At 70.6% G+C, this 18,567-nt stretch carries 19 protein-coding genes; 17 read left to right on the forward strand and 2 right to left on the reverse strand.

Annotated elements, in window-relative coordinates; genetic code table 11:
- Positions 1-403: 403 nt before the first annotated feature.
- Positions 404-598 carry a hypothetical protein gene (locus AVP41_RS16620; protein ID WP_157532430.1) on the reverse strand — a complete coding sequence of 65 codons (195 nt, stop codon included), beginning with the start codon at positions 596-598 and terminating at the stop codon, positions 404-406.
- A gap of 45 nt (positions 599-643) precedes the next feature.
- On the opposite strand from AVP41_RS16620, the gene AVP41_RS08120 reads away from it, so the two are divergent.
- From AVP41_RS08120 to AVP41_RS08175, 13 genes are all read left to right on the forward strand, one after another.
- The gene (locus tag AVP41_RS08120) at positions 644-1,213 is read left to right on the forward strand and encodes a hypothetical protein (protein ID WP_157532431.1); all 570 of its coding nucleotides are present in this window, start codon (positions 644-646) and stop codon (positions 1,211-1,213) included.
- The gene (locus AVP41_RS08125) at positions 1,213-2,250 is read left to right on the forward strand and encodes an HAD-IIA family hydrolase (protein WP_067163118.1); all 1,038 of its coding nucleotides are present in this window, start codon (positions 1,213-1,215) and stop codon (positions 2,248-2,250) included. The genes AVP41_RS08120 and AVP41_RS08125 overlap by 1 nt, the downstream gene beginning before the upstream one ends.
- A 22-nt stretch (positions 2,251-2,272) precedes the next feature.
- Positions 2,273-2,437: a hypothetical protein gene (locus AVP41_RS16625; RefSeq protein ID WP_157532432.1), complete on the forward strand. Its 165-nt coding sequence runs from the start codon at positions 2,273-2,275 to the stop codon at positions 2,435-2,437.
- Positions 2,434-3,243, forward strand: a complete 810-nt coding sequence (locus AVP41_RS08130) for a TlyA family RNA methyltransferase (RefSeq protein ID WP_067163121.1) — start codon at positions 2,434-2,436, stop codon at positions 3,241-3,243. Before AVP41_RS16625 ends, AVP41_RS08130 begins: the two co-directional genes overlap by 4 nt.
- Complete coding sequence (locus tag AVP41_RS08135) at positions 3,243-4,166, forward strand: NAD kinase (RefSeq protein ID WP_067163123.1); 924 nt, start codon at positions 3,243-3,245, stop codon at positions 4,164-4,166. Before AVP41_RS08130 ends, AVP41_RS08135 begins: the two co-directional genes overlap by 1 nt.
- Positions 4,163-5,857: a DNA repair protein RecN gene (recN, locus tag AVP41_RS08140; RefSeq protein ID WP_067163192.1), complete on the forward strand. Its 1,695-nt coding sequence runs from the start codon at positions 4,163-4,165 to the stop codon at positions 5,855-5,857. Before AVP41_RS08135 ends, recN begins: the two co-directional genes overlap by 4 nt.
- A complete protein-coding gene (locus tag AVP41_RS08145) occupies positions 5,854-8,706 on the forward strand; it encodes a DUF2207 domain-containing protein (RefSeq protein WP_067163124.1) in 2,853 nt (950 codons plus the stop codon). Before recN ends, AVP41_RS08145 begins: the two co-directional genes overlap by 4 nt.
- Before the next feature lie 14 nt (positions 8,707-8,720).
- Positions 8,721-10,418, forward strand: a complete 1,698-nt coding sequence (locus AVP41_RS08150; protein ID WP_067163127.1) for a CTP synthase — start codon at positions 8,721-8,723, stop codon at positions 10,416-10,418.
- A gap of 9 nt (positions 10,419-10,427) precedes the next feature.
- On the forward strand, positions 10,428-11,009 hold the full coding sequence (locus AVP41_RS08155; protein WP_067163129.1) for an NUDIX domain-containing protein: 582 nt from the start codon (positions 10,428-10,430) through the stop codon (positions 11,007-11,009).
- 1 nt (position 11,010) lies between these two features.
- A complete protein-coding gene (xerD, locus tag AVP41_RS08160) occupies positions 11,011-11,949 on the forward strand; it encodes a site-specific tyrosine recombinase XerD (RefSeq protein WP_067163132.1) in 939 nt (312 codons plus the stop codon).
- A gap of 58 nt (positions 11,950-12,007) precedes the next feature.
- Complete coding sequence (locus AVP41_RS08165) at positions 12,008-12,631, forward strand: vitamin K epoxide reductase family protein (RefSeq protein WP_067163134.1); 624 nt, start codon at positions 12,008-12,010, stop codon at positions 12,629-12,631.
- 101 nt (positions 12,632-12,732) lie between these two features.
- Entirely contained in the window at positions 12,733-13,959 is a 1,227-nt protein-coding gene (locus AVP41_RS08170) for an aminotransferase class V-fold PLP-dependent enzyme (RefSeq protein ID WP_067163136.1), read from the forward strand.
- A 1-nt stretch (position 13,960) separates the two neighbouring features.
- Positions 13,961-15,034: a DsbA family protein gene (locus AVP41_RS08175; protein WP_067163139.1), complete on the forward strand. Its 1,074-nt coding sequence runs from the start codon at positions 13,961-13,963 to the stop codon at positions 15,032-15,034.
- Positions 15,035-15,042: 8 nt separating this feature from the next.
- Here AVP41_RS08175 and AVP41_RS08180 read toward each other — a convergent pair whose 3' ends face one another.
- Entirely contained in the window at positions 15,043-15,288 is a 246-nt protein-coding gene (locus AVP41_RS08180) for a hypothetical protein (protein ID WP_067163141.1), read from the reverse strand.
- Between the two features lie 238 nt (positions 15,289-15,526).
- On the opposite strand from AVP41_RS08180, the gene AVP41_RS08185 reads away from it, so the two are divergent.
- The 4 genes from AVP41_RS08185 to AVP41_RS08200 are packed head-to-tail and all read left to right on the forward strand — an operon-like array spanning position 15,527 to position 18,545.
- Positions 15,527-16,360 (forward strand): ParA family protein, encoded by an 834-nt coding sequence (locus AVP41_RS08185; RefSeq protein WP_231902713.1) that lies wholly within the window; start codon positions 15,527-15,529, stop codon positions 16,358-16,360.
- A complete protein-coding gene (locus AVP41_RS08190; protein ID WP_067163146.1) occupies positions 16,344-17,177 on the forward strand; it encodes a segregation and condensation protein A in 834 nt (277 codons plus the stop codon). Before AVP41_RS08185 ends, AVP41_RS08190 begins: the two co-directional genes overlap by 17 nt.
- The gene (gene scpB / locus AVP41_RS08195) at positions 17,167-17,784 is read left to right on the forward strand and encodes an SMC-Scp complex subunit ScpB (protein WP_067163148.1); all 618 of its coding nucleotides are present in this window, start codon (positions 17,167-17,169) and stop codon (positions 17,782-17,784) included. The genes AVP41_RS08190 and scpB overlap by 11 nt, the downstream gene beginning before the upstream one ends.
- Positions 17,781-18,545, forward strand: coding sequence for a pseudouridine synthase (locus tag AVP41_RS08200; RefSeq protein ID WP_067163150.1), 765 nt, complete (start codon positions 17,781-17,783; stop codon positions 18,543-18,545). Before scpB ends, AVP41_RS08200 begins: the two co-directional genes overlap by 4 nt.
- Positions 18,546-18,567 lie beyond the last annotated feature (22 nt).

An 18,567-nucleotide genomic window follows, 5' to 3' on the forward strand; every position in this document is an offset into this window, starting at 1 on the left:
GCGTCCGCGTCGCGAGGGTGACTCGGCCCGCTCTGCAGGAGATCGCCGCGAGCGATCCTCCGGTGATGCCGGCGCGAAGCGTTTCCCCGGAGACCGCGAGGGCGGTCGAACCCGTAAGCCGCCGTGTGAGGGCGAGCGGAAGCCGTTCACGCCGCGCGATGGTGAGCGTAAGTCGTTCGCTCCGCGTGAGGGCGAGCGTCAGCGGTTCACGCCGAGGAACGATGAGCGTTCCTCTCGTCCCGCGCGCGACGGCGATCGCTCGGCCCGGCCTTTCCGGGAGGGCGGGCGTCCCGGGTCAGGCGCCCATGAAGGCGCCCGCCGTGCGACCGATCGTGGCGGCCGTCCCGTCCGGGCCGGGGGAGAACGTGGCGGCTTCCGTTCGACGGGATCCGCCGAGAGGCGTTCATCGCGACCGCCCCAGGCAGACGATCGCCGGCGCGAGCGCGGTCCGGAGGTTCCTCCAGAGGTCACCGGACGCGACCTTCACGGCGCCGCGCGAAACGAGCTGAAGACCCTCAGCAAGGAGAATGCCGAAGAAGTCGCACGCCATCTCGCGATGGCCGCTCGGCTGATCGATGAAGACCCCGCACTCGCTCACGAGCACGCCCTTGCCGCCTCGCGTCGTGCGGGGAGAATCGCGGTGGTGCGCGAGACGGTAGCGATCACCGCGTACGCGAACGAAGAATTCGCGCTCGCGTTGCGGGAGCTGCGCACGTACCGCCGGATCTCCGGACGCGACGATCAGATCGCGCTCATGGTCGACAGCGAACGTGGGGTCGGTCGTCCGGACCGTGCACTCGAAGTCGGTCGCGCCGTCGACCGTGCGGTGTTGCCCGTCGATGTCCGGGTCGAGTTGGCGATCGCCATGTCCGGTGCACGTCTGGACCTCGGTCAGACGGCGCGCGCCCTGCAGGAGCTGGACATCCCCGAGCTCAACCCTGACAAGGCGTTCTCCTGGAGCCCCGCGCTGTTCGCCGCGCGCGCGACGGTGCTCGAAGAACTGGGCCGCGAGGAGGAAGCGGCGCAGTGGCGCCGCCGTGCGGACATCGCCGCCGAGGCGCTCGGAATGGGTGACGCGGACTTCGAGGTGCTCGAAGTCGATGAGATCGAAGAGATCGACCTCCCCGAAGAGTCCGACCCGCACGAGCAGATCGACGCGGCCGACGGCAGCGTCGACGACACCGCGGAGGACGGCTCGGAGGAGATCCGCTGATGGCGTTGTTCTCCCGTCGATCCCCGGCCGCCACGCCGCTCGACGACGTCGACCTCGTGCTGGCCGACCTCGATGGGGTCGTGTACGCCGGACCCCACGCGCTGCCTTATGCGGTGGACAGCCTCAATCGGTCCGCGCAGTCCCGGCGACTGGCCTTCATCACCAACAACGCCTCGCGCCGCGACGCGGTGGTCGCCGCGCATCTTCGTGAACTCGGTCTTCGCACCGAACCCGGCGACGTCGTCACGAGCCCCCAAGCGGCGGTACGGCTGCTGCGTGAGCGCGTCACACCGGGCGCCCGGATCCTCGTCATCGGCGGGGACGGCCTGACCTATGAGGTGGAGAAGGCCGGCTTCGTCGTCGTCCGCAGCGCCGACGATGCGCCGGCGGCGGTCGTCCAGGGTTTCGCGCCCGAGCTCGGCTGGGCCGACCTCGCCGAAGCGGCCTACGCGCTCGCCCTCCCCGAGGAGGAGGGCGGGATCCCGTGGATCGCCACGAACACGGACTGGACCATTCCGCAGGCGCGGGGCATCGCCCCGGGAAACGGCACGCTCGTCTCTGCCGTGCATACGGCTGTCGGCCGCTTGGCGACGGTTGCCGGTAAGCCGGAGACGCCGATCTTCGAGGAAGCCGTGGCCCGTTTCGGCGCGGAGCGTCCGCTGTTCATCGGCGACCGGCTCGACACCGACATCGCCGGTGCCCAGGCATCCGGCATCCGGTCTGCCCTCGTGCTCACCGGTATCGATCGACCCAAGCACGTCTTGGCCGCACCGACCTCTTCGCGGCCCGACTACATCCTCGGCGATCTGCGGGAACTGCACGAGCCGTATCCGGAGGTCACGACGGCCGGTGATGTCACGACGGTCGGCGGCGCGAGAGTCCAGGTCGACGGTGCGGATGTGCGGATCCTCGAGGAGGGCGACCGTCCGATCGACCTCGTTCGCGCCGGCGCCGCGGCGATCTGGTCGACGGGGCGTGCGATCTACGGCTTCCGCGTTCCCGAGCGGCTCTACGCCGATCCCTTCCATCGTCCGTGAGGTCGGCGCGTATCGTGGAGGCATGTCCATGGATACCGCCGGGAGCGACGAGCGCCGCGAAGACCTGCTGTCCACGCTCGAGGTGATCGAAGGGCAGCCGCTCGCCGAGAGAGCGGCCGCCTACGCCGCTCTGCACGACGAGCTCGCGCGCCGGCTGGAGTCCGGGCCTCGCGACCTGCACGCATGACGTCCCGGCTCGACGCGGCGATCGCGGCCCGTGGTCTCGCGCGCTCGCGCACTCATGCGGCGCACCTCATCGACGCAGGGCTCGTCACGGTGGACGGCGTCGGGATCGTCAAGGCCTCGGCGCGGGTGCCCGACGACGCGGAGATCGTGGTCGCCGCCGCCGACCATTACGTCAGCCGGGCCGCGCACAAGCTCATCGCGGCACTCGACGCCTTCCCCATCGACGTCGCCGATCGCTGTGCGCTGGACATGGGAGCCTCGACGGGCGGATTCACGCAGGTGCTCCGCGAACGCGGTGCGCGTCCCGTCCTCGCTGTCGACGTCGGACACGGTCAGTTGGCGGCCGAGATCGCCGGCGACCCGGAGGTCGTGGCGGTGGAGGGCTTCAACGTGCGCCACATGACGCCCCGCACGCTGCACGAGGCCACCGGGATCCCCGATGCCCCCGGCGTCGTGACGGGTGACCTGTCCTTCATCTCGCTCACCCACGTCCTCTCGCCCGTACGGGAGGTCCTGGCCGACGGCGGGGATGTCGTGCTCCTCATCAAGCCGCAGTTCGAGGTGGGGCGCACGGGCGTCCGCGAGGGGCTGGTCACCGATCCAGGGCGGCGCGCCGACGCGGTCGCCGGCGTCCTGTGGTCCGCGTGGGACGCAGGGCTGGCGACGCACGGAGTGATCTCCTCTCCCCTCGTCGGCACGCACGGGAATGCGGAATACCTCGCTCACCTGCGTGTGAGGCGCGCCGACCACGACGGCGGCAATCCGACAGAATGGTTGAGCACCGTGAACCGACTGGCGGGAGCCTGATGACCACTCGCGAGATCCTCGTCGTCGCCCACGCGCAACGGGCGGACACCATCGCCGCTGCCGCACGCGTCATCGGTGCCCTCACGTCCGCGGGCGCCCGGGCGGTCCTGCCCGGAGACGACGACGCGCTGATCGATGCGCTCTCCGGCGTGGGCGAGTTCGCGGTCCTCGGCCGTGACGTCGCGGTGGACCAGATCGAACTGGCGATCGTCCTCGGGGGAGACGGCACGATCCTGCGGGCCGCGGAGATCGTGCGCGAGGGCAGCGCCCCCGTGCTCGGCATCAACATGGGCCACGTCGGGTTCCTCGCCGAGATCGAGGCCGACGACATCGACGACGCGATGAGGCGCGTCATCGCACGCGACTACGACGTCGAGGAGCGAATGGCGCTCTCGGTACGGATCAAGGACGCGACCGGCGCCGTGATCTACGAGACGTGGGCGCTGAACGAGGCGACGGTCGAGAAGGCGTCTCGGGAACGGATGATGGAAGTGGTCATCGAGGTGGACGGCAGGCCGCTGTCGACCTTCGGGTGCGACGGCATGGTCGTGGCCACCCCGACGGGGTCCACCGCGTACAACTTCTCCGCGGGGGGACCCGTGATCTGGCCCACCGTCGAAGCGATCGCGGTGGTTCCGCTCTCCGCGCACGCCCTCTTCGCCCGGCCGCTCGTCGTCGGGCCCGAGGCCTCGGTTGCGATCGAGGTGCTCGAGCGCACGTACGGCACCGGCATTCTCTGGTGCGACGGGCGACGGTCCCACGACCTGCCGCCGGGGGCGCGGGTCGTCGTGCGTCGTTCGCCGACGCCGGTACGGCTCGCGCGCCTGCACCCCGCGCCCTTCACCGATCGGCTCGTCCGGAAGTTCCGTCTTCCGGTGGCCGGGTGGCGAGGCCCGGCGGGCGCGGTGGCGGAGACGCCGTGATCGAGCAGATGGTGCTGCGCGACCTCGGGGTGATCGCGCAGGCGACGCTTCCGATGGGTCCCGGGTTCACGGCGATCACCGGGGAGACCGGCGCGGGCAAGACGATGGTCGTCACGGGTCTCGGGCTCCTCCTCGGGCAGCGTGCCGACTCCGGTGCGGTGCGCTCGGGAGCGGCGCAGGCCTCGGTGGAAGGCGTCTGGATCGTGCCGGAGGACGGTGCCGTCGCCGAGCGCGTACGAGAAGCAGGCGGCGATGTGGAACCGGTCGGTGGCGGTGAGGCCGAGTTGTATCTCGGGCGCACCGTCTCGAGCGAAGGACGAGGGCGCGCCACGGTGGGCGGCCGCACGGCCCCCGCGGGGGTGCTCGCCGATCTCGCCGACCGCCTCGTCGTCGTCCACGGTCAATCCGACCAGCTGCGGCTGCGGAGTGCGGCCGCGCAGCGCGACGCGCTCGATCGCTTCGCCGGCGCGCCCGTTGCCGATGCCCTCGCGCGCTACCGCACCGAGTGGGACCACGCGCGGGACCTTCGCGACGAGCTCGACCAGCTGGTGGCGGCCCGTGACTCTCGCGCCCGCGAGGCGGAGGAGCTCCGCGAGGCGCTGGAGGAGATCGAGCGGATCGACCCGCAGCCCGGTGAGGATCGCGACGTCGCCCAGCGGGCGGAACGACTCGCCAACGCCGAGGAGCTCCGCATCGCGGCTGCCGGCGCCCACGCGGCGTTGTCGAGCGACGACGACCACCCCGACGCCGTGGCCCTCATCGCGGAGGCCCGTCGCGCGCTCGAGCGCGCCGCGCACGCCGACGAGAGGCTCGCCGCCATCGCCGAGGCGGTCGGAGAGGTCGGATACCGCGTCGCTGACGTCGCCGGCGACCTCAGCGCCTACCTCGCCGATCTCGACGAGACCGGTCCGCACGAACTCGCCCTCCTCGAAGAGCGCCGCGCCGCGCTCACCGCGCTCACCCGCCGGCACGGCGACCTCGACGCCGTCGTGGCGCTCCGCGAGACCGGAGCGGCACGGCTCCTGGAACTGGACGACGACGGCGAACGCGTCGCGCGGCTCACCCGAGAGACCGAGGCCGCGGCCGAACGGCTCGATGCCGCCGCCGCCGCGCTGACGCGCGAGCGGACGACCGCCGGTACGCGCCTGGCGGCCGCGGTGACCGCGGAGCTTCGCCACCTGGCGATGCCCGATGCCGCGGTCACCGTGAGTGTCGAGCCCGGGGCGGAGTCCGCCGCCGGCCGCGACGAGGTCACGCTCCTGCTCGCCCCGCACCCGGGCGCCGAGCCGCGTCCGGTCTCCCGGGGCGCGTCGGGGGGCGAGCTCAGCCGGGTCATGCTCGCGATCGAGGTCGTGATCGCCCAGACCGATCCCGTGCCCACCTTCGTCTTCGACGAGGTGGACGCCGGGATCGGCGGCGGAGCGGCGATCGAGGTCGGCCGTCGCCTCGCTCAACTGGCCCGGACGAGTCAGGTGATCGCAGTGACCCACCTCGCACAGGTCGCCGCCTTCGCCAACAACCACCTGACGGTGGTCAAGGGCAATGACGGTTCGGTCACCTCGTCCGACGTCCGCCGTATCGACGGCCCCGAGCGGGAGGCGGAGATGGCGCGGCTCTTGTCGGGCATGACGGACTCCACCGCCGCGCTCGACCACGCTCGAGAACTGCTCGCTCTCGGGAAGGGGCAGTGAGCGAGACACCCCCGAGCGCGTCGGAGGCTCCTCCTGGCGCCGTCGCCTGGACACCGCGCCGGCAGACTCCGCTCTACCGGGCGCTGGCGGCGTGGCTCTTGCGCGTCGAGGCCTGGCTGCAGTCGCACGGCGGCCCCCGACTTCGCTGGTCGTTGCGCGTCTTCTGGGCCGCGCTCGCCGCGATCGGAGTCCTGCTGCTCGTCGGCCCCGTCATCAACAAGCCGCTCTCGTTCGACGACATCGTCTCGTCGGCGGGCGAGGCGACCGACACCTGGATCGCGCGCTCCTTCGACGTCTCGTACACCCTGGAGCGGGACGAGTCGGGGAGCCTCGTCGTGCACGTGGAGGAGCGCATCACCGCTCTCTTCCCCGACGACGTCGACGAGGACGGGGTCGAGCGCATCATCGCGACGCAATACGAGGGGCACGACCTCCGCCCCGCGATTCGAGACGTGACGTGGGACGGCGTGGCCGTGGAACCGCGGGTGCGCCAGGACGCCACCCGTATGACGATCCGCGTCGACGCGGGGGAGCGGATGCGCGGCGACCACGACCTCGTTCTTCGCTACGACCTGCACGATCTCGCCGCACCGACACAGGATCCGTCATCGCGGCAGGCGTACGAGCAGGTGCAGTGGGACGTGTTCGGGCCGGAATGGCGGCATGGGTCGGCGAAGAAGTCGCTGACGGTCACGGTGCCGCCTGAACTCGACGGCGCGTTCGCCCGCCGGCCCGCCGCGGGAATGTCCTGGCTCCTCTTGAGCGATTCGACGACGCTCACGCCCGAGGGGACGACCGCCGACGGGATCGTCTACCGGACCGACAACGACCAGAACATGCCACCGTACTCGTCGTTCTGGTTCGCGCTTCGCTTCGACAGCGGCACGTTCACGATGCCGGAGCCCTCCGTCCTGTACTGGGTGCAGGTGGTCGGCCCCTTCGTCCCGCTCCTCCTGCTGGTCGTCGCGATTCCGCTCGTCATCGCTGCGCGCCGCGTCGCGTGGGCTGATGCGCGCGGGCGGCCCTGGTTCACGATGCAGGAGGCTCCGCGGGACGGCGGGAGCCCGGCGCTGGATGCGCGGCTCTGGCGGGCGTGGCGGACGAGCGCGCTCGTCGACGCCCTCGCCGCGGGAACGAGCGACCCCGCCGACGCTCGCCGCCTCCTTCGCGTGGCTCGGCGGACCGGACGCCTCGGCGACCTCCTCGGCGCGTGGCTGCACTATCGCGGAGCGCGCGCCTACCGGACTCAGTTCGCTGAAGAGCTGCGCCGGATTCCGCGCGGGTTCGTGCGCGATGGCTTCCTCGGGGCAGCGCTCGCCTTCACCGCCCTGCAGTGGGGTCTCGTCCGGCAGCTGTCGTATCAGGTGCCGCTGTCGGAGTACTGGTGGCCCGGCGCGATCGTCGTGGTGTCGACCCTGCTCGCGGCCATCGTGCTCGCCGTCGCGCTGTCGGCGCGACCGCTGACCCCCGCGGGAACCCGCGCGGTCGAGCATCTCCGCGGGCAAGAGCTGTTCCTCCGCCAGACCTCGGCCCGGGAACGAACGTCGCTGAAGGACCCGCTCCTGCCGTACATCGTGATGTTCGCACCGGCGCGCGCCGCCGGACGAGCGGTGGTGGAGGCGCTGGAGACCTCGGGGGTGGCGGGCTCCGTCCGCGCCGATCCCCGCTTCGTGACGGGACCGCGGTTGCTCCTGCGGGCCACGGCCATCGTCGTCTTCCTCGCCGCCTGCGGGGTGTCGTTCCTCACGACCGCGTCCACCCGCCACGGGCTCACCCACTTCGAGCTCCTCCGCGACGTCGACGGCGACTACGGGCTGTACGTGTCCGACGTCGACATCTCCGCCGACATCGTCAGAGCCGACGACGGAAGCGTGCGGATGGAGGTCACCGAGTCGCTCACCGCCACCGTCGATGCGAACCTCCGCGCGATCCCGCAGGTGACCCGCCTCTGGCGCGACCAGGTCGACGGACACGACCAAGCGCTGACCGTCGAGTCGGTCGAGGTGGACGGGAGCGCGGTGCCGTTCGAGCAGAGCCGGCTCCAGGGATACGCGTTCCTGCAGAGCCGGATGCCCGATGACTGGCCGGGCGAGCATGACATCCGGGTGACCTACACCCTCGCCCACCCCGCGAGCGCCGTGAAGACGGACGCCCGATGGCTCGACCAGATCCGCTGGACCGCGTTGCTGCCGTGGTGGGTGGACACGTGGGAGGGCGTCGATCACGGGCCGCAGCACCTCGCGGTGTCGGTGCGACTGCCGAGCGATCTCGCCGCGGAACTCACGGGCGAGAGCGGCTGGCTCGACGAGCTGCCCCATCGCCCCGTGCGCCCGCCGGTGCCGTTCGGGCCGTCTGCCCAGCAGTCCGGAAGCGTCGTCATCCGGTTCGAGGCCGACCGCGCGAGTCAGTACGAGCCGGAGAGCGACTGGCCCACGGCGCGTGCCTACGTCGGTGCGCAACTGCGTTTTCCCGCCGGAACGCTCGGAGAGACCTCGCCGCAGGAGTGGGACGTGAACTCGTTCGTGGTCGCTCTGCCCTGGATCCTGGCTCCGTCGCTCGCCGTCGTGGCGGTGGGACTCAGCGCCGCAGGCATCGCACGCAGCCGCCGACCGGGCCGTTGGCGGGAGGGCGGCGCGTTCCGCGACGCCGTGCGATGGCTCCCGCCGTGGCTCACGGCGGCGCAGTTCCCGCTGTTCGGGTGGGCAACGGCCGACATGTACGGCGACGAGCCCCTCTTCCCGCTCCTGCTCGTGTGCCTCGGTGTCTCCCTCGTCGCATCGGTATGGGTGCTCGTCGTGACCCGTCCGCCACGCAGCACCGCTGCTCGGCCCGCCGGCCGCCGGGGCTGATAGGATAAAAGCCCGTGACGGACACTTCAGGCGCGGGAAACACTTCGAACGACACCACCAAGCACATCTTCGTGACGGGCGGTGTCGTTTCTTCTTTGGGGAAGGGCCTGACCGCCGCCAGTCTGGGCAACCTGTTGACCGCGCGCGGGCTGCGCGTCGTGATGCAGAAGCTCGATCCCTACCTCAACGTCGACCCGGGAACGATGAACCCGTTCCAGCACGGCGAGGTGTTCGTCACCGACGACGGCGCGGAGACCGACCTCGACATCGGCCACTACGAGCGCTTCCTCGACATCGAGCTGAGCCAGGCCGCGAACGTCACGACGGGCCAGATCTACTCGCAGGTGATCGCGCGCGAGCGTCGCGGGGAGTACCTCGGCGACACGGTGCAGGTGATCCCGCACATCACCGACGAGATCAAGCGCCGGATGCGGCTGCAGGCCGGTGAGTCGCCCCGGCCCGACGTCATCATCACCGAGGTCGGCGGGACCGTCGGCGACATCGAGTCGCAGCCGTTCCTCGAAGCGGCCCGGCAGCTGCGTCACGAGCTCGGCCGCGACAGCGTGTTCTTCGTCCACGTCTCGCTCGTGCCGTTCATGGGGGCCTCGGGCGAGCAGAAGACCAAGCCCACTCAGCACTCCGTCGCGGCGCTGCGTCAGCTCGGCATCCAGCCCGACGCGCTCGTGCTCCGCAGCGATCGTCCGGTCAGCGAGAGCAACCGCAACAAGATCGCCCTCATGTGCGACGTCGACGTCGAGGGTGTCGTGAACACCGTCGACCTGCCCAGCATCTACGACATCCCCTCCACGCTGAACGCCCAGGGACTCGACGCGTACATCACGCGGCGGCTGGGGCTTGCCGCCAAGGCGGGCGAGGTCGACTGGACCCGGTGGAACAAGGTGCTGCAGGCGGTGCACAACCCGAAGCACGAGGTGACGATCGGCCTGGTCGGCAAGTACATCGATCTTCCCGACGCGTACCTCTCGGTGACCGAGGCGCTGAAGGCGGGCGGGTTCGCGCAGGAGACCAAGGTGCAGATCACGTGGATCCCCTCGGATCTGTGCGAGACGCCCGACGGCGCGGCCAAGGCGCTCGGCGCGGTGGACGGCATCGTCATCCCCGGCGGCTTCGGCATCCGCGGGATCGAGGGAAAGCTCGGTGCGCTGAAGTTCGCGCGCGAGCAGGGCATCCCTACGCTCGGCATCTGCCTCGGTCTCCAGTGCATGGTGATCGAGTACGCGCGGCACGTCGTCGGGCTGGAGGGGGCGTCCTCCAGCGAGTTCGACCCGGAGACCGAGTTCCCCGTCATCGCCACGATGGCCGAGCAGGTCGACATCCTCGCCGGCGGAGACCTGGGCGGCACCATGCGGCTGGGGCTCTACGAAGCGGAGCTGGCGGAGGGGTCGGTCGCTGCCGAGGTGTACGGTGCCACGCGCGCCTCGGAGCGCCACCGCCACCGTTACGAGGTCAACAACCGCTACCGCGACCAGCTCGCCGACGCGGGGCTGGTGTTCTCGGGGCTGTCGCCCGACCGGAACCTCGTGGAGTATGTGGAGCTGCCGCGCGACGTGCACCCGTACTACATCGCCACGCAGGCGCACCCCGAACTGCGGTCGCGGCCGACCGAGGCCAACCCGCTGTTCCGGGGGCTGATTGCCGCCGCCCTGGAGCGCCACCGCTCCAGCGAGCTGTTCGACGTCGAGAACGGCTGAGGGCCGCCGATGACGAGCCTGCGCGACGAACCCGTCGACGTGGAGATCGTCTCCTCCGATCTCGTGTACGAGGGGCGGGTGTGGGACGTGCGCAACGACACCTTCCGCTACGGCGAGGGGGAGATCACGCGCCAGTACGTCGCGCACCCCGGCGCGGTGGCGGTCGTGGCGCTCGACGACCACGAGCGTGTCGCTCTCATCCAGCAGTACCGTCACCCCATTCGCCATCGTGACTGGGAGATCCCCGCGGGACTTCTCGATGTCGAGGGGGAACCGCCCATCGACACGGCGCGACGGGAGCTGGCCGAAGAGGTGGACCTCGTCGCCGGGTCGATGGAGCCGCTCCTGAGCATCTACACGACCCCGGGAGGAAACGACGAGGTCGTCCACCTCTTCCTCGCGCGCGAGCTGTCGCCCGCGCCGTCGGCCCATGCGCGGGAGCAGGAAGAGGCGGACATCCGCCTGGAGTGGGTCGCTCTCGACGACGCGATCGACGCGGTGCTCGCCGGCCGCATGCGCAACGGGATCCTCGTGGCCGGCGTGTTCGCGGCTGCCGAGCGCCTGCGGCGGGAAGCGCGCGCGGGGGGCTGACGTGCAGGTGCGTCGCGCGGTGGAGACGTATCTCCGGCACGTGGCGATCGAGCGCGGGCTGTCCGATCACACGGTCGCCGCGTACCGGCGCGACCTCGCCGGGTACGTCGCTTGGATGGAGGAGCGCCACGTGACCGAGGCCGCCGAGGTGACGGCGGCGCTCGTGGCCGACTTCGTCGCCGAGCGCGCATCGACGCAGCCGCCCCCGGCGGCGACCTCGCTCGCGCGTCTGCAATCGTCGGTGCGCGGGCTGCACCGCTTCCTCGTACGGGAGGGGCTGAGCGCGGAGGACCCGACGGCGGAGCTCCGTCCGCCCAAGATGCCGCAGCGCCTGCCCAAAGCGCTCACGATCGATCAGGTCGAAGCGCTCCTCGACGGCGCGGGACCCGCCCCGGGCGCGGACAACGCCGTGGAGACCGGCGAGGGAGGACTCGTGCGCCTGCGCGACCGGGCCCTTCTCGAGCTGCTCTACGCGACGGGGGCCCGGGTGTCGGAGATCATCGCTCTCGACGTCGACGACCTCGCCCACGGTGACGTGCTGCGAGTGCGCGGCAAGGGGGACAAGGAGCGCATCGTCCCGGTCGGCTCCTACGCGCGTGCGGCGGTCGACGCGTATCTCGCGAGAGCACGTCCCGAGCTCTCCCGGCGCGGCCGGGCCACCCCCCGGCTCTTCCTCGGCGCCCGCGGGGCGCCGTTGTCCCGACAGAGCGCGTGGCTGATCCTCCAGCAGGCGGCCGAGCGCGCATCCCTCCGCGCCCACGTGTCGCCGCATACGCTTCGCCACTCCTTCGCCACCCACCTCCTGCAGGGCGGTGCCGACGTGCGGGTGGTGCAGGAACTCCTCGGTCACGCGTCGGTGGCGACCACCCAGATCTACACGCACGTGACGATCGACGCGCTCCGCGACGTGTACGTCACCTCCCACCCGCGCGCTCGCTGAGTCCATAGACACGGCGGGGCCGCAGCACGGGGCGGCGCCCATCCCCGACAATGGCAGGATGACCACCGATGTGCCGCGGCCGCGCGACCGCGAAGACGATCGTCATCGTCCGGGCCGCGGTGTCGCCGTCTTCTGGATCGTCGCCGGGGTACTCGGGTGGGTCGTCTCCTTCCTCCTGTACCACGAGTACATCGGCCAGCTGACGGGAGGCGACGCGCTCATCAGCTGCGACATCAGCCCCATCGTCACGTGTGGTCCGAATCTCCTCACCCCCGGCGGCAACCTGCTCGGCTTCAGCAACTCGATCATCGGCATCGTGCTGTTCACCGGACCGATCTTCGCCGGCGTGAGCGCCCTGGCCTCGCGGGCGGGGATGCAGAAGTGGTATTGGCGCACGTACGCCGCCTTCGTGGCGGGGGCGTTCGTCTTCGTGCACGTCCTCGCCTACCGGAGCGTGTTCGAGTACGGCTCGCTGTGCCCGTGGTGCATGGTGATCTGGCTCGTCACCATTCCTCTCTTCTGGACCGTCGCCGGATGGACCCTGCGCGCCGGGGTGTGGGGGAGTGCCGGGCGCGGTGCGGGACGGATCCTCCTCTCCTGGCTGCCGCTCATCGTGATCGTCGACTATCTCGTGATCGCCGTGGCCGCCCAGCTGCGCCTCGACGTCATCGGCAGTCTCTGACGCTCGGGGGAGCGCGGAGTCTCGCAGACCGGGTACGGCCCGCTCCTTATTCCCGGCGAACGGCCGCCGCGGTGCCGGATCGCGGCGCGGACAATGGGGCCATGGCCGCCACCGACCCCCTGCGCCTGCTCCTTCGTCATCGCCGGGGCGAGGATGCCGCAGCGACGGGGCGCAGCTCGTTCGCGTACCTCTCCGACGACGACATCTACCTCGACTCGGCCTGTCAGACGCTTCGCCCGCAGCCGGTGATCGACGCGCTGACCTCGTACTTCACGACCCATAACGCGTGCGGCGACCGCGTGAAGTACGCGTGGGGCAAGCGCGTCGAGGAGGGGGTCGCCGCGACGCGCCAGCGGGTGCTGACCACTCTCGGACTCCCGTCCCGGCGCTACACCTGCTCGTTCACTCTGAACACCACCTACGGCCTCAACCTGCTGCTGCAGCAACTGCCCACCGGCCGCTTCGCCCGCGTCGTGACCACGCACACCGAGCACAACGCCGTGCACCTGTCGACGATCACGGCGGCACACCGGCTGGGCATCCCGCGGGTGCTGGCCGAACGCGGACTCGACGGCTCGGTGCTCGTCGCCGATGCCGACCTGGCAGACGCCGTGGTCGTCGTCTCGGCGATGGACAACGTCGTAGGACAGGTCACGGGGCACCTCGAGGACCTCATCACCGACGCCCACCGTCGCGGCGCGATCGTCATCCTCGACGCGGCGCAGGCGGCCCCGCACGCCCTCACGCGCCTCCGGGGGGTCGGGGCCGATGCGATCTGCTTCTCCGCGCACAAGATGTACGGGCCGGCACTGGGCGTCGTGGCGGCCGCGAACGACCTGCTCGCCTCGCTCGAGGTGGTCTTCGTCGGTGGTGGCCAGGTCGCCGCGGCGCGCGAAGACGACTTCGACCTCCTTCCCGACCTGCACACGCGGCTCGAGCCGGGTCTCCAGGCGTGGGGGGAGATCCTCGCGTTCGGTGCCGCGCTGGAATGGCTGCGGCCTCGCCTCGCCGAGATCGAGGCAGCCGAGGCCCGCTTCGCCGAACGCCTGTTCGACGGGCTCTCGGCGCTTCCGCACCTGCGCGTGCTGAATGCCGGGCCCTCGCCCGTGATCTCCGCGGTGCCCGAGCGTGTGGATGCGCACCGGCTGGCCGTCTTCCTCTCCCGGGCAGGAGTCATGGTGCGCAGCGGCCACTTCTGCGCCCATCACTGGCTGCAGGAGCGTCTGTCGCTGGATCCCCTCGTCCGGTTCAGCCTCGGCGCGCACAACACCGACCACGACGTGGAGCGCGCGTTGGAAGTCATGACCGGGATGATGCGGGGGCTGTGACGTGCTGTGCATCGTCGCCTTCGCCGTGGTGCTGGTGCTGTCGGCCGTGTCGGCGAAGTACCGCAAGCTCCTCGGGCGGGCATGGGGGTGCGTCTGGCGGAAGGCCACCTTCCGCCCGTGCGACTCGAGCTTCCGCGACGATGTGAAGAGCTCTCTGCTCGCTCCGCTGGCGGTGCGGGCTCCTGGCCTCGTGCGCCCGGCGAGCATCGCGATCGAGGTGGTCGCGTGGCTCATGGTGATCTCGTTCGTCGTGAGCCTCTACATCGTGGGGCGGAGCGGACTGAACCTCTACGTCTACGGCACGTGCGACAAGCAGGACGGTCAGTCCTGCTCGCTCGCCGCGGAGATGTGCTCGATCGACACCGGTCCCATCGGCTTCTGGGAATCGATCGGTCAGGGCGATGTGCTCGGTGCGTTCGGCAACGAGTTCGCCTCCCTCGGGGAGACCATTGCGGCGGTTCCCAGCCGCCTCCGGGCGTGGGACGCGACGGAGTTCGCCGCGGCGGATGCGAGCTATCTGGGCGGGTTCACCGAGGGGCGGCCGGTCGCGCTGGAGATCCTGGACCCCGGTTGCCGGTTCTGCGCGCAACTGTTCCGCAACATGGTCGAGTCCGGGTTCGACCGCACGCACAACGTCACCTACCTCGTCTATCCGATCTCGTCCGACGGAACGCCGCGGTTTGCCAACTCTCCGCTCGTGGCGACCTACCTCACGGCGATCCGGGCGTTCGATGCCGCCGAGGGTGCGCCACTGGGCGGGGACTGGTTCGTGCTGGAGAAGCTCTTCACCGAGGAGAACGCCGACGGCCTGGAATGGCAGGTGTGGATGAACAACGCCTCCGCGGCCGATGCGGAGGCGCAACTTCAGGCGTGGCTGGCCGAGGCGGGCTACGACGACTCCGCTGTCGCCCGGATCGCCGAGCTCACGACCTCCGACGCCGTCGCGGCGACGCTCTCGCACACGCGCGACGTGGTCGAGAACGATGTGCAGACCCGCGCGATCCCGTCTCTCGTCACCGACGGGCGCCTGCACTCCGGCCTCGTCGACGTGGCGACGCTCCGCGACGCCGGCTGAGTGACGCTTCAGGCGCGGTGTCGCGCGACGACCGTGCGGACGAGCCACACGAGCCAGGAGCTCGCCGCCACGAGCACAGCGGTGCTGATGATCGCCCACATCGCACGGCCGGAGAGGACGTAGAGGGCCGCCAGCGCGAGGCCGACCGCGACGGCGATGAGACGGATCCAGAGCGTGATCACCGCGGCGATGTCGCGACCAGAGGCCCTGTGCTCGCGCGCCGAAGACGAGGATACGTCGCTGCCCGTGGTCATCAGTCTGCTGCCTCCTTCACGCGCCGGCATGCCGTGGATCCGGCGCACCCGCGTCCGTCGTGCGTTGCCCTGTCTGCGCATGCTATCGCGCCGGTGTCTCCCGATGCCGGGCGGTGCGCCACGCCTCCCGGTGATCCGGCCGCGCTGTGCGAGAATCGAGGGTACGCAACAGAGATCAGGAGTGTCGGTGGCGGAGAAGACGCGGGAAGCCAAGAAGGCCTCCACGGACGAGACCCCGATGGGGCCGACCGGTCGTCCCTACCACGGGTTCCCCACCCCGCCCCCGCTCGACGGTCATGGGCCGGCGCGGATCATCTCGCTGTGCAACCAGAAGGGTGGCGTCGGCAAGACCACCACCACGATCAACCTGGCAGCCTCCCTCGCGCAATACGGCCGCCGTGTGCTGGCGGTCGACTTCGACCCGCAGGGCGCGCTGTCGGCGGGGCTCGGCCTGCAGACCCACGACGTCCCCACCATCTACGACCTGCTGCTGGACACCAAGCGCGACCCGCACGAGGTGATCGTGCCGACCTCGGTCGAGGGCCTCGATGTCATCCCTGCCAACATCGACCTCTCCGCCGCCGAGGTGCACCTCGTCAACGAGGTCGCCCGCGAGACGATCCTCTCGCGAGTGCTCCGCAAGGTCGCCGGCGAATACGACGTCATCCTCGTGGACTGCCAGCCCTCGCTCGGCCTCCTGACCGTCAACGCGCTCACCGCCAGTCACGGCGTGCTCATCCCGCTCGAATGCGAGTTCTTCGCCCTCCGCGGCGTCGCCCTCCTCATCGAGACGATCGACAAGGTGCGCGACCGGCTCAACCCGTCGATCACCCTCGACGGCGTGCTGGCCACGATGTACGACCCGCGCACGCTCCACTCCCGCGAGGTGCTGGAGCGCGTCGTCGAGGCGTTCGGAGACGACGTGCTGGAGACCGTGATCGGCCGCACGGTCAAGTTCCCCGACGCCTCGGTGTCGGGGGTGCCGATCACGAAGTTCGCCCCCGAGCATGCCGCCGCGCAGGCCTACCTGCGGCTGGCGCGGGAGCTGGTCGCCCGTGGCGCCGTCGCCTGAGGACGCACCGGAGCACGACGCGCCCGAGGAGACCGCCGCCGGATTCCGCGTGTCCCTCTCGAACTTCGACGGGCCGTTCGACCTCCTCCTCTCGCTCATCTCGCAGCACGAGCTCGACATCACCGAGGTCTCGCTCAGCAAGGTGACCGATGAGTTCATCTCGTATCTGAAGGGGCTGGAAGACGCGGAGGAGCTGGAGCAGGCCTCCGAGTTCCTGGTCGTGGCCGCCACGCTCCTCGACATGAAGGTCGCGGGGCTGCTGCCCCAGGGCGAGCTGGTCGATGCCGAGTCGGTCGCCCTCCTGGAGGCGCGCGACCTCCTGTTCGCCCGGCTGCTGCAGTACCGCGCGTTCAAGGAGGTCTCCGCGTGGTTCGCTCGGTGCATGCAGCGGGAGGACCGCCGGCATGTACGCGCCGTGCGCCTCGACGAGAAGTACCGCAGGGCCGTGCCGGAACTCATCTGGACCCTCTCGAAAGAGGACTTCGCCGCGATCGCGACGCTCGCCTTCACCCCGAAGGAGATCCCGCACGTTGGGCTCGACCACCTGCACGCCCCGCTCGTGTCGATCCGGGAGCAGGCGGCCGTCGTGGTGACCCTGCTGCGGGGAGCGGGGCAGCTGAACTTCCGCGAGTTGATCGCCGGCGTCGACCAGACCGGCGTGGTCGTCGCGCGTTTCCTCGCGGTGCTGGAGCTGTACCGCCATGCCGCGCTGTCGTTCGAGCAGCTGGAACCCCTCGGAGAGCTGACGCTGCGCTGGACCGCCGAACGGTGGTCCGAAGAGAACCTCGCCACACTGGGAGCCGACTATGACCGATGAGCCGATCGACGCCGACACCGGAGAGGACGTGCCGCTGCGTTCCCAGGCACCCGCCGATGTGACCGAGCGCATTGAGGCGATCCTGCTCGTCGTCGATGAGCCCCAGAGCCTCGTGGCGCTCGCCGCCGCCGTGGGATCTCCCGTTCCCGCCGTGCGCCAAGCCGTCGAGCGGCTCGTGGACGACTACGACGGAAAGGCCGGGGGACCGCGTCGAGGATTCGAGCTCCGCGAGGTCGGGGGCGGATGGCGGCTCTACGTCCGCGAGGAGCACGACGACCTCGTGAGCGAGTTCGTCAACGCGCAGGCACCCACGCGCCTCTCGCAAGCGGCGCTGGAGACCCTCGCCGTGATCGCGTACAAGCAGCCCGTCACGCGCAGCCAGGTCGCCTCCATCCGCGCCGTCAACGTCGATTCGGTCGTGCGGACGCTCGTCGCCCGCGGCCTCATCACCGAGCTCTACACCGACCCCGAGACCGGTGCGATCAACTACGGCACGACCGATGCGCTGCTCGTGAACCTCGGCATCAACTCGATCGACGAGCTGCCCCACATCTCGCCGCTCCTCGACGACGGCGCCGACGGATTCGAGAGCGAGGCGTTGCGATGACGGACGGAACCGAGGCGGAGGGCGTGCGGCTGCAGAAGGTGCTGGCCAATGCCGGCGTGGCCTCGCGCCGCGTGTGCGAGCAGTACATCGTGGAGGGCCGGGTGCGCGTCAACGGGCGCGTGGTGACCGAGCTCGGCACGCGCATCGATCCCACCGTGGACCTCGTCGACGTCGACGGCACGGCCGTGCAGCTGGACGCCACCAAGCGCTACGTGCTCCTCAACAAGCCGACCGGCGTCGTGTCGTCGATGAAGGACGAGAAGGGACGCCCGGACCTCCGGCGGTTCACGAAGGAGTGGCCCGAGCGGCTCTACAACGTCGGCCGCTTGGACGCCGAGACGAGCGGCCTGCTCGTGCTCACGAACGACGGCGATCTCGCCCACGTGCTCGCCCACCCCTCGTTCGGGGTGACGAAGGTGTATATCGCCAAGGTCACCGGCCGGGTATCGCCGCAGACGATCGCCGCCCTCACTCGCGGCGTCGACCTGGAAGACGGGCCGATCGCCGCCGACAAGGCGCGGCTCCTCGATGTCAGCAGCGGCACGAGCCTCGTGGAGCTCACCCTGCACTCGGGGCGCAACCGCATCGTCCGCCGCATGATGGCGGCCGTCGGGCATCCCGTCGTCGAGCTCGTGCGGCGCCAGTTCGGCCCGCTCCACCTGGGAACCCTCCCCGCGGGGCGCGCCCGGGAGTTGACTACAGTAGAACGCGGCGCGCTGCTCACTCTCGCGCGCGAGGCGGCCCCGCCGCCGGCATCCTGAAGCGACCCCCGAAAGCGGAGAA

The organism is Microbacterium sp. TNHR37B (assembly GCF_001620065.1).
In the GTDB taxonomy this organism is placed as follows: Bacteria; Actinomycetota; Actinomycetes; order Actinomycetales; family Microbacteriaceae; genus Microbacterium.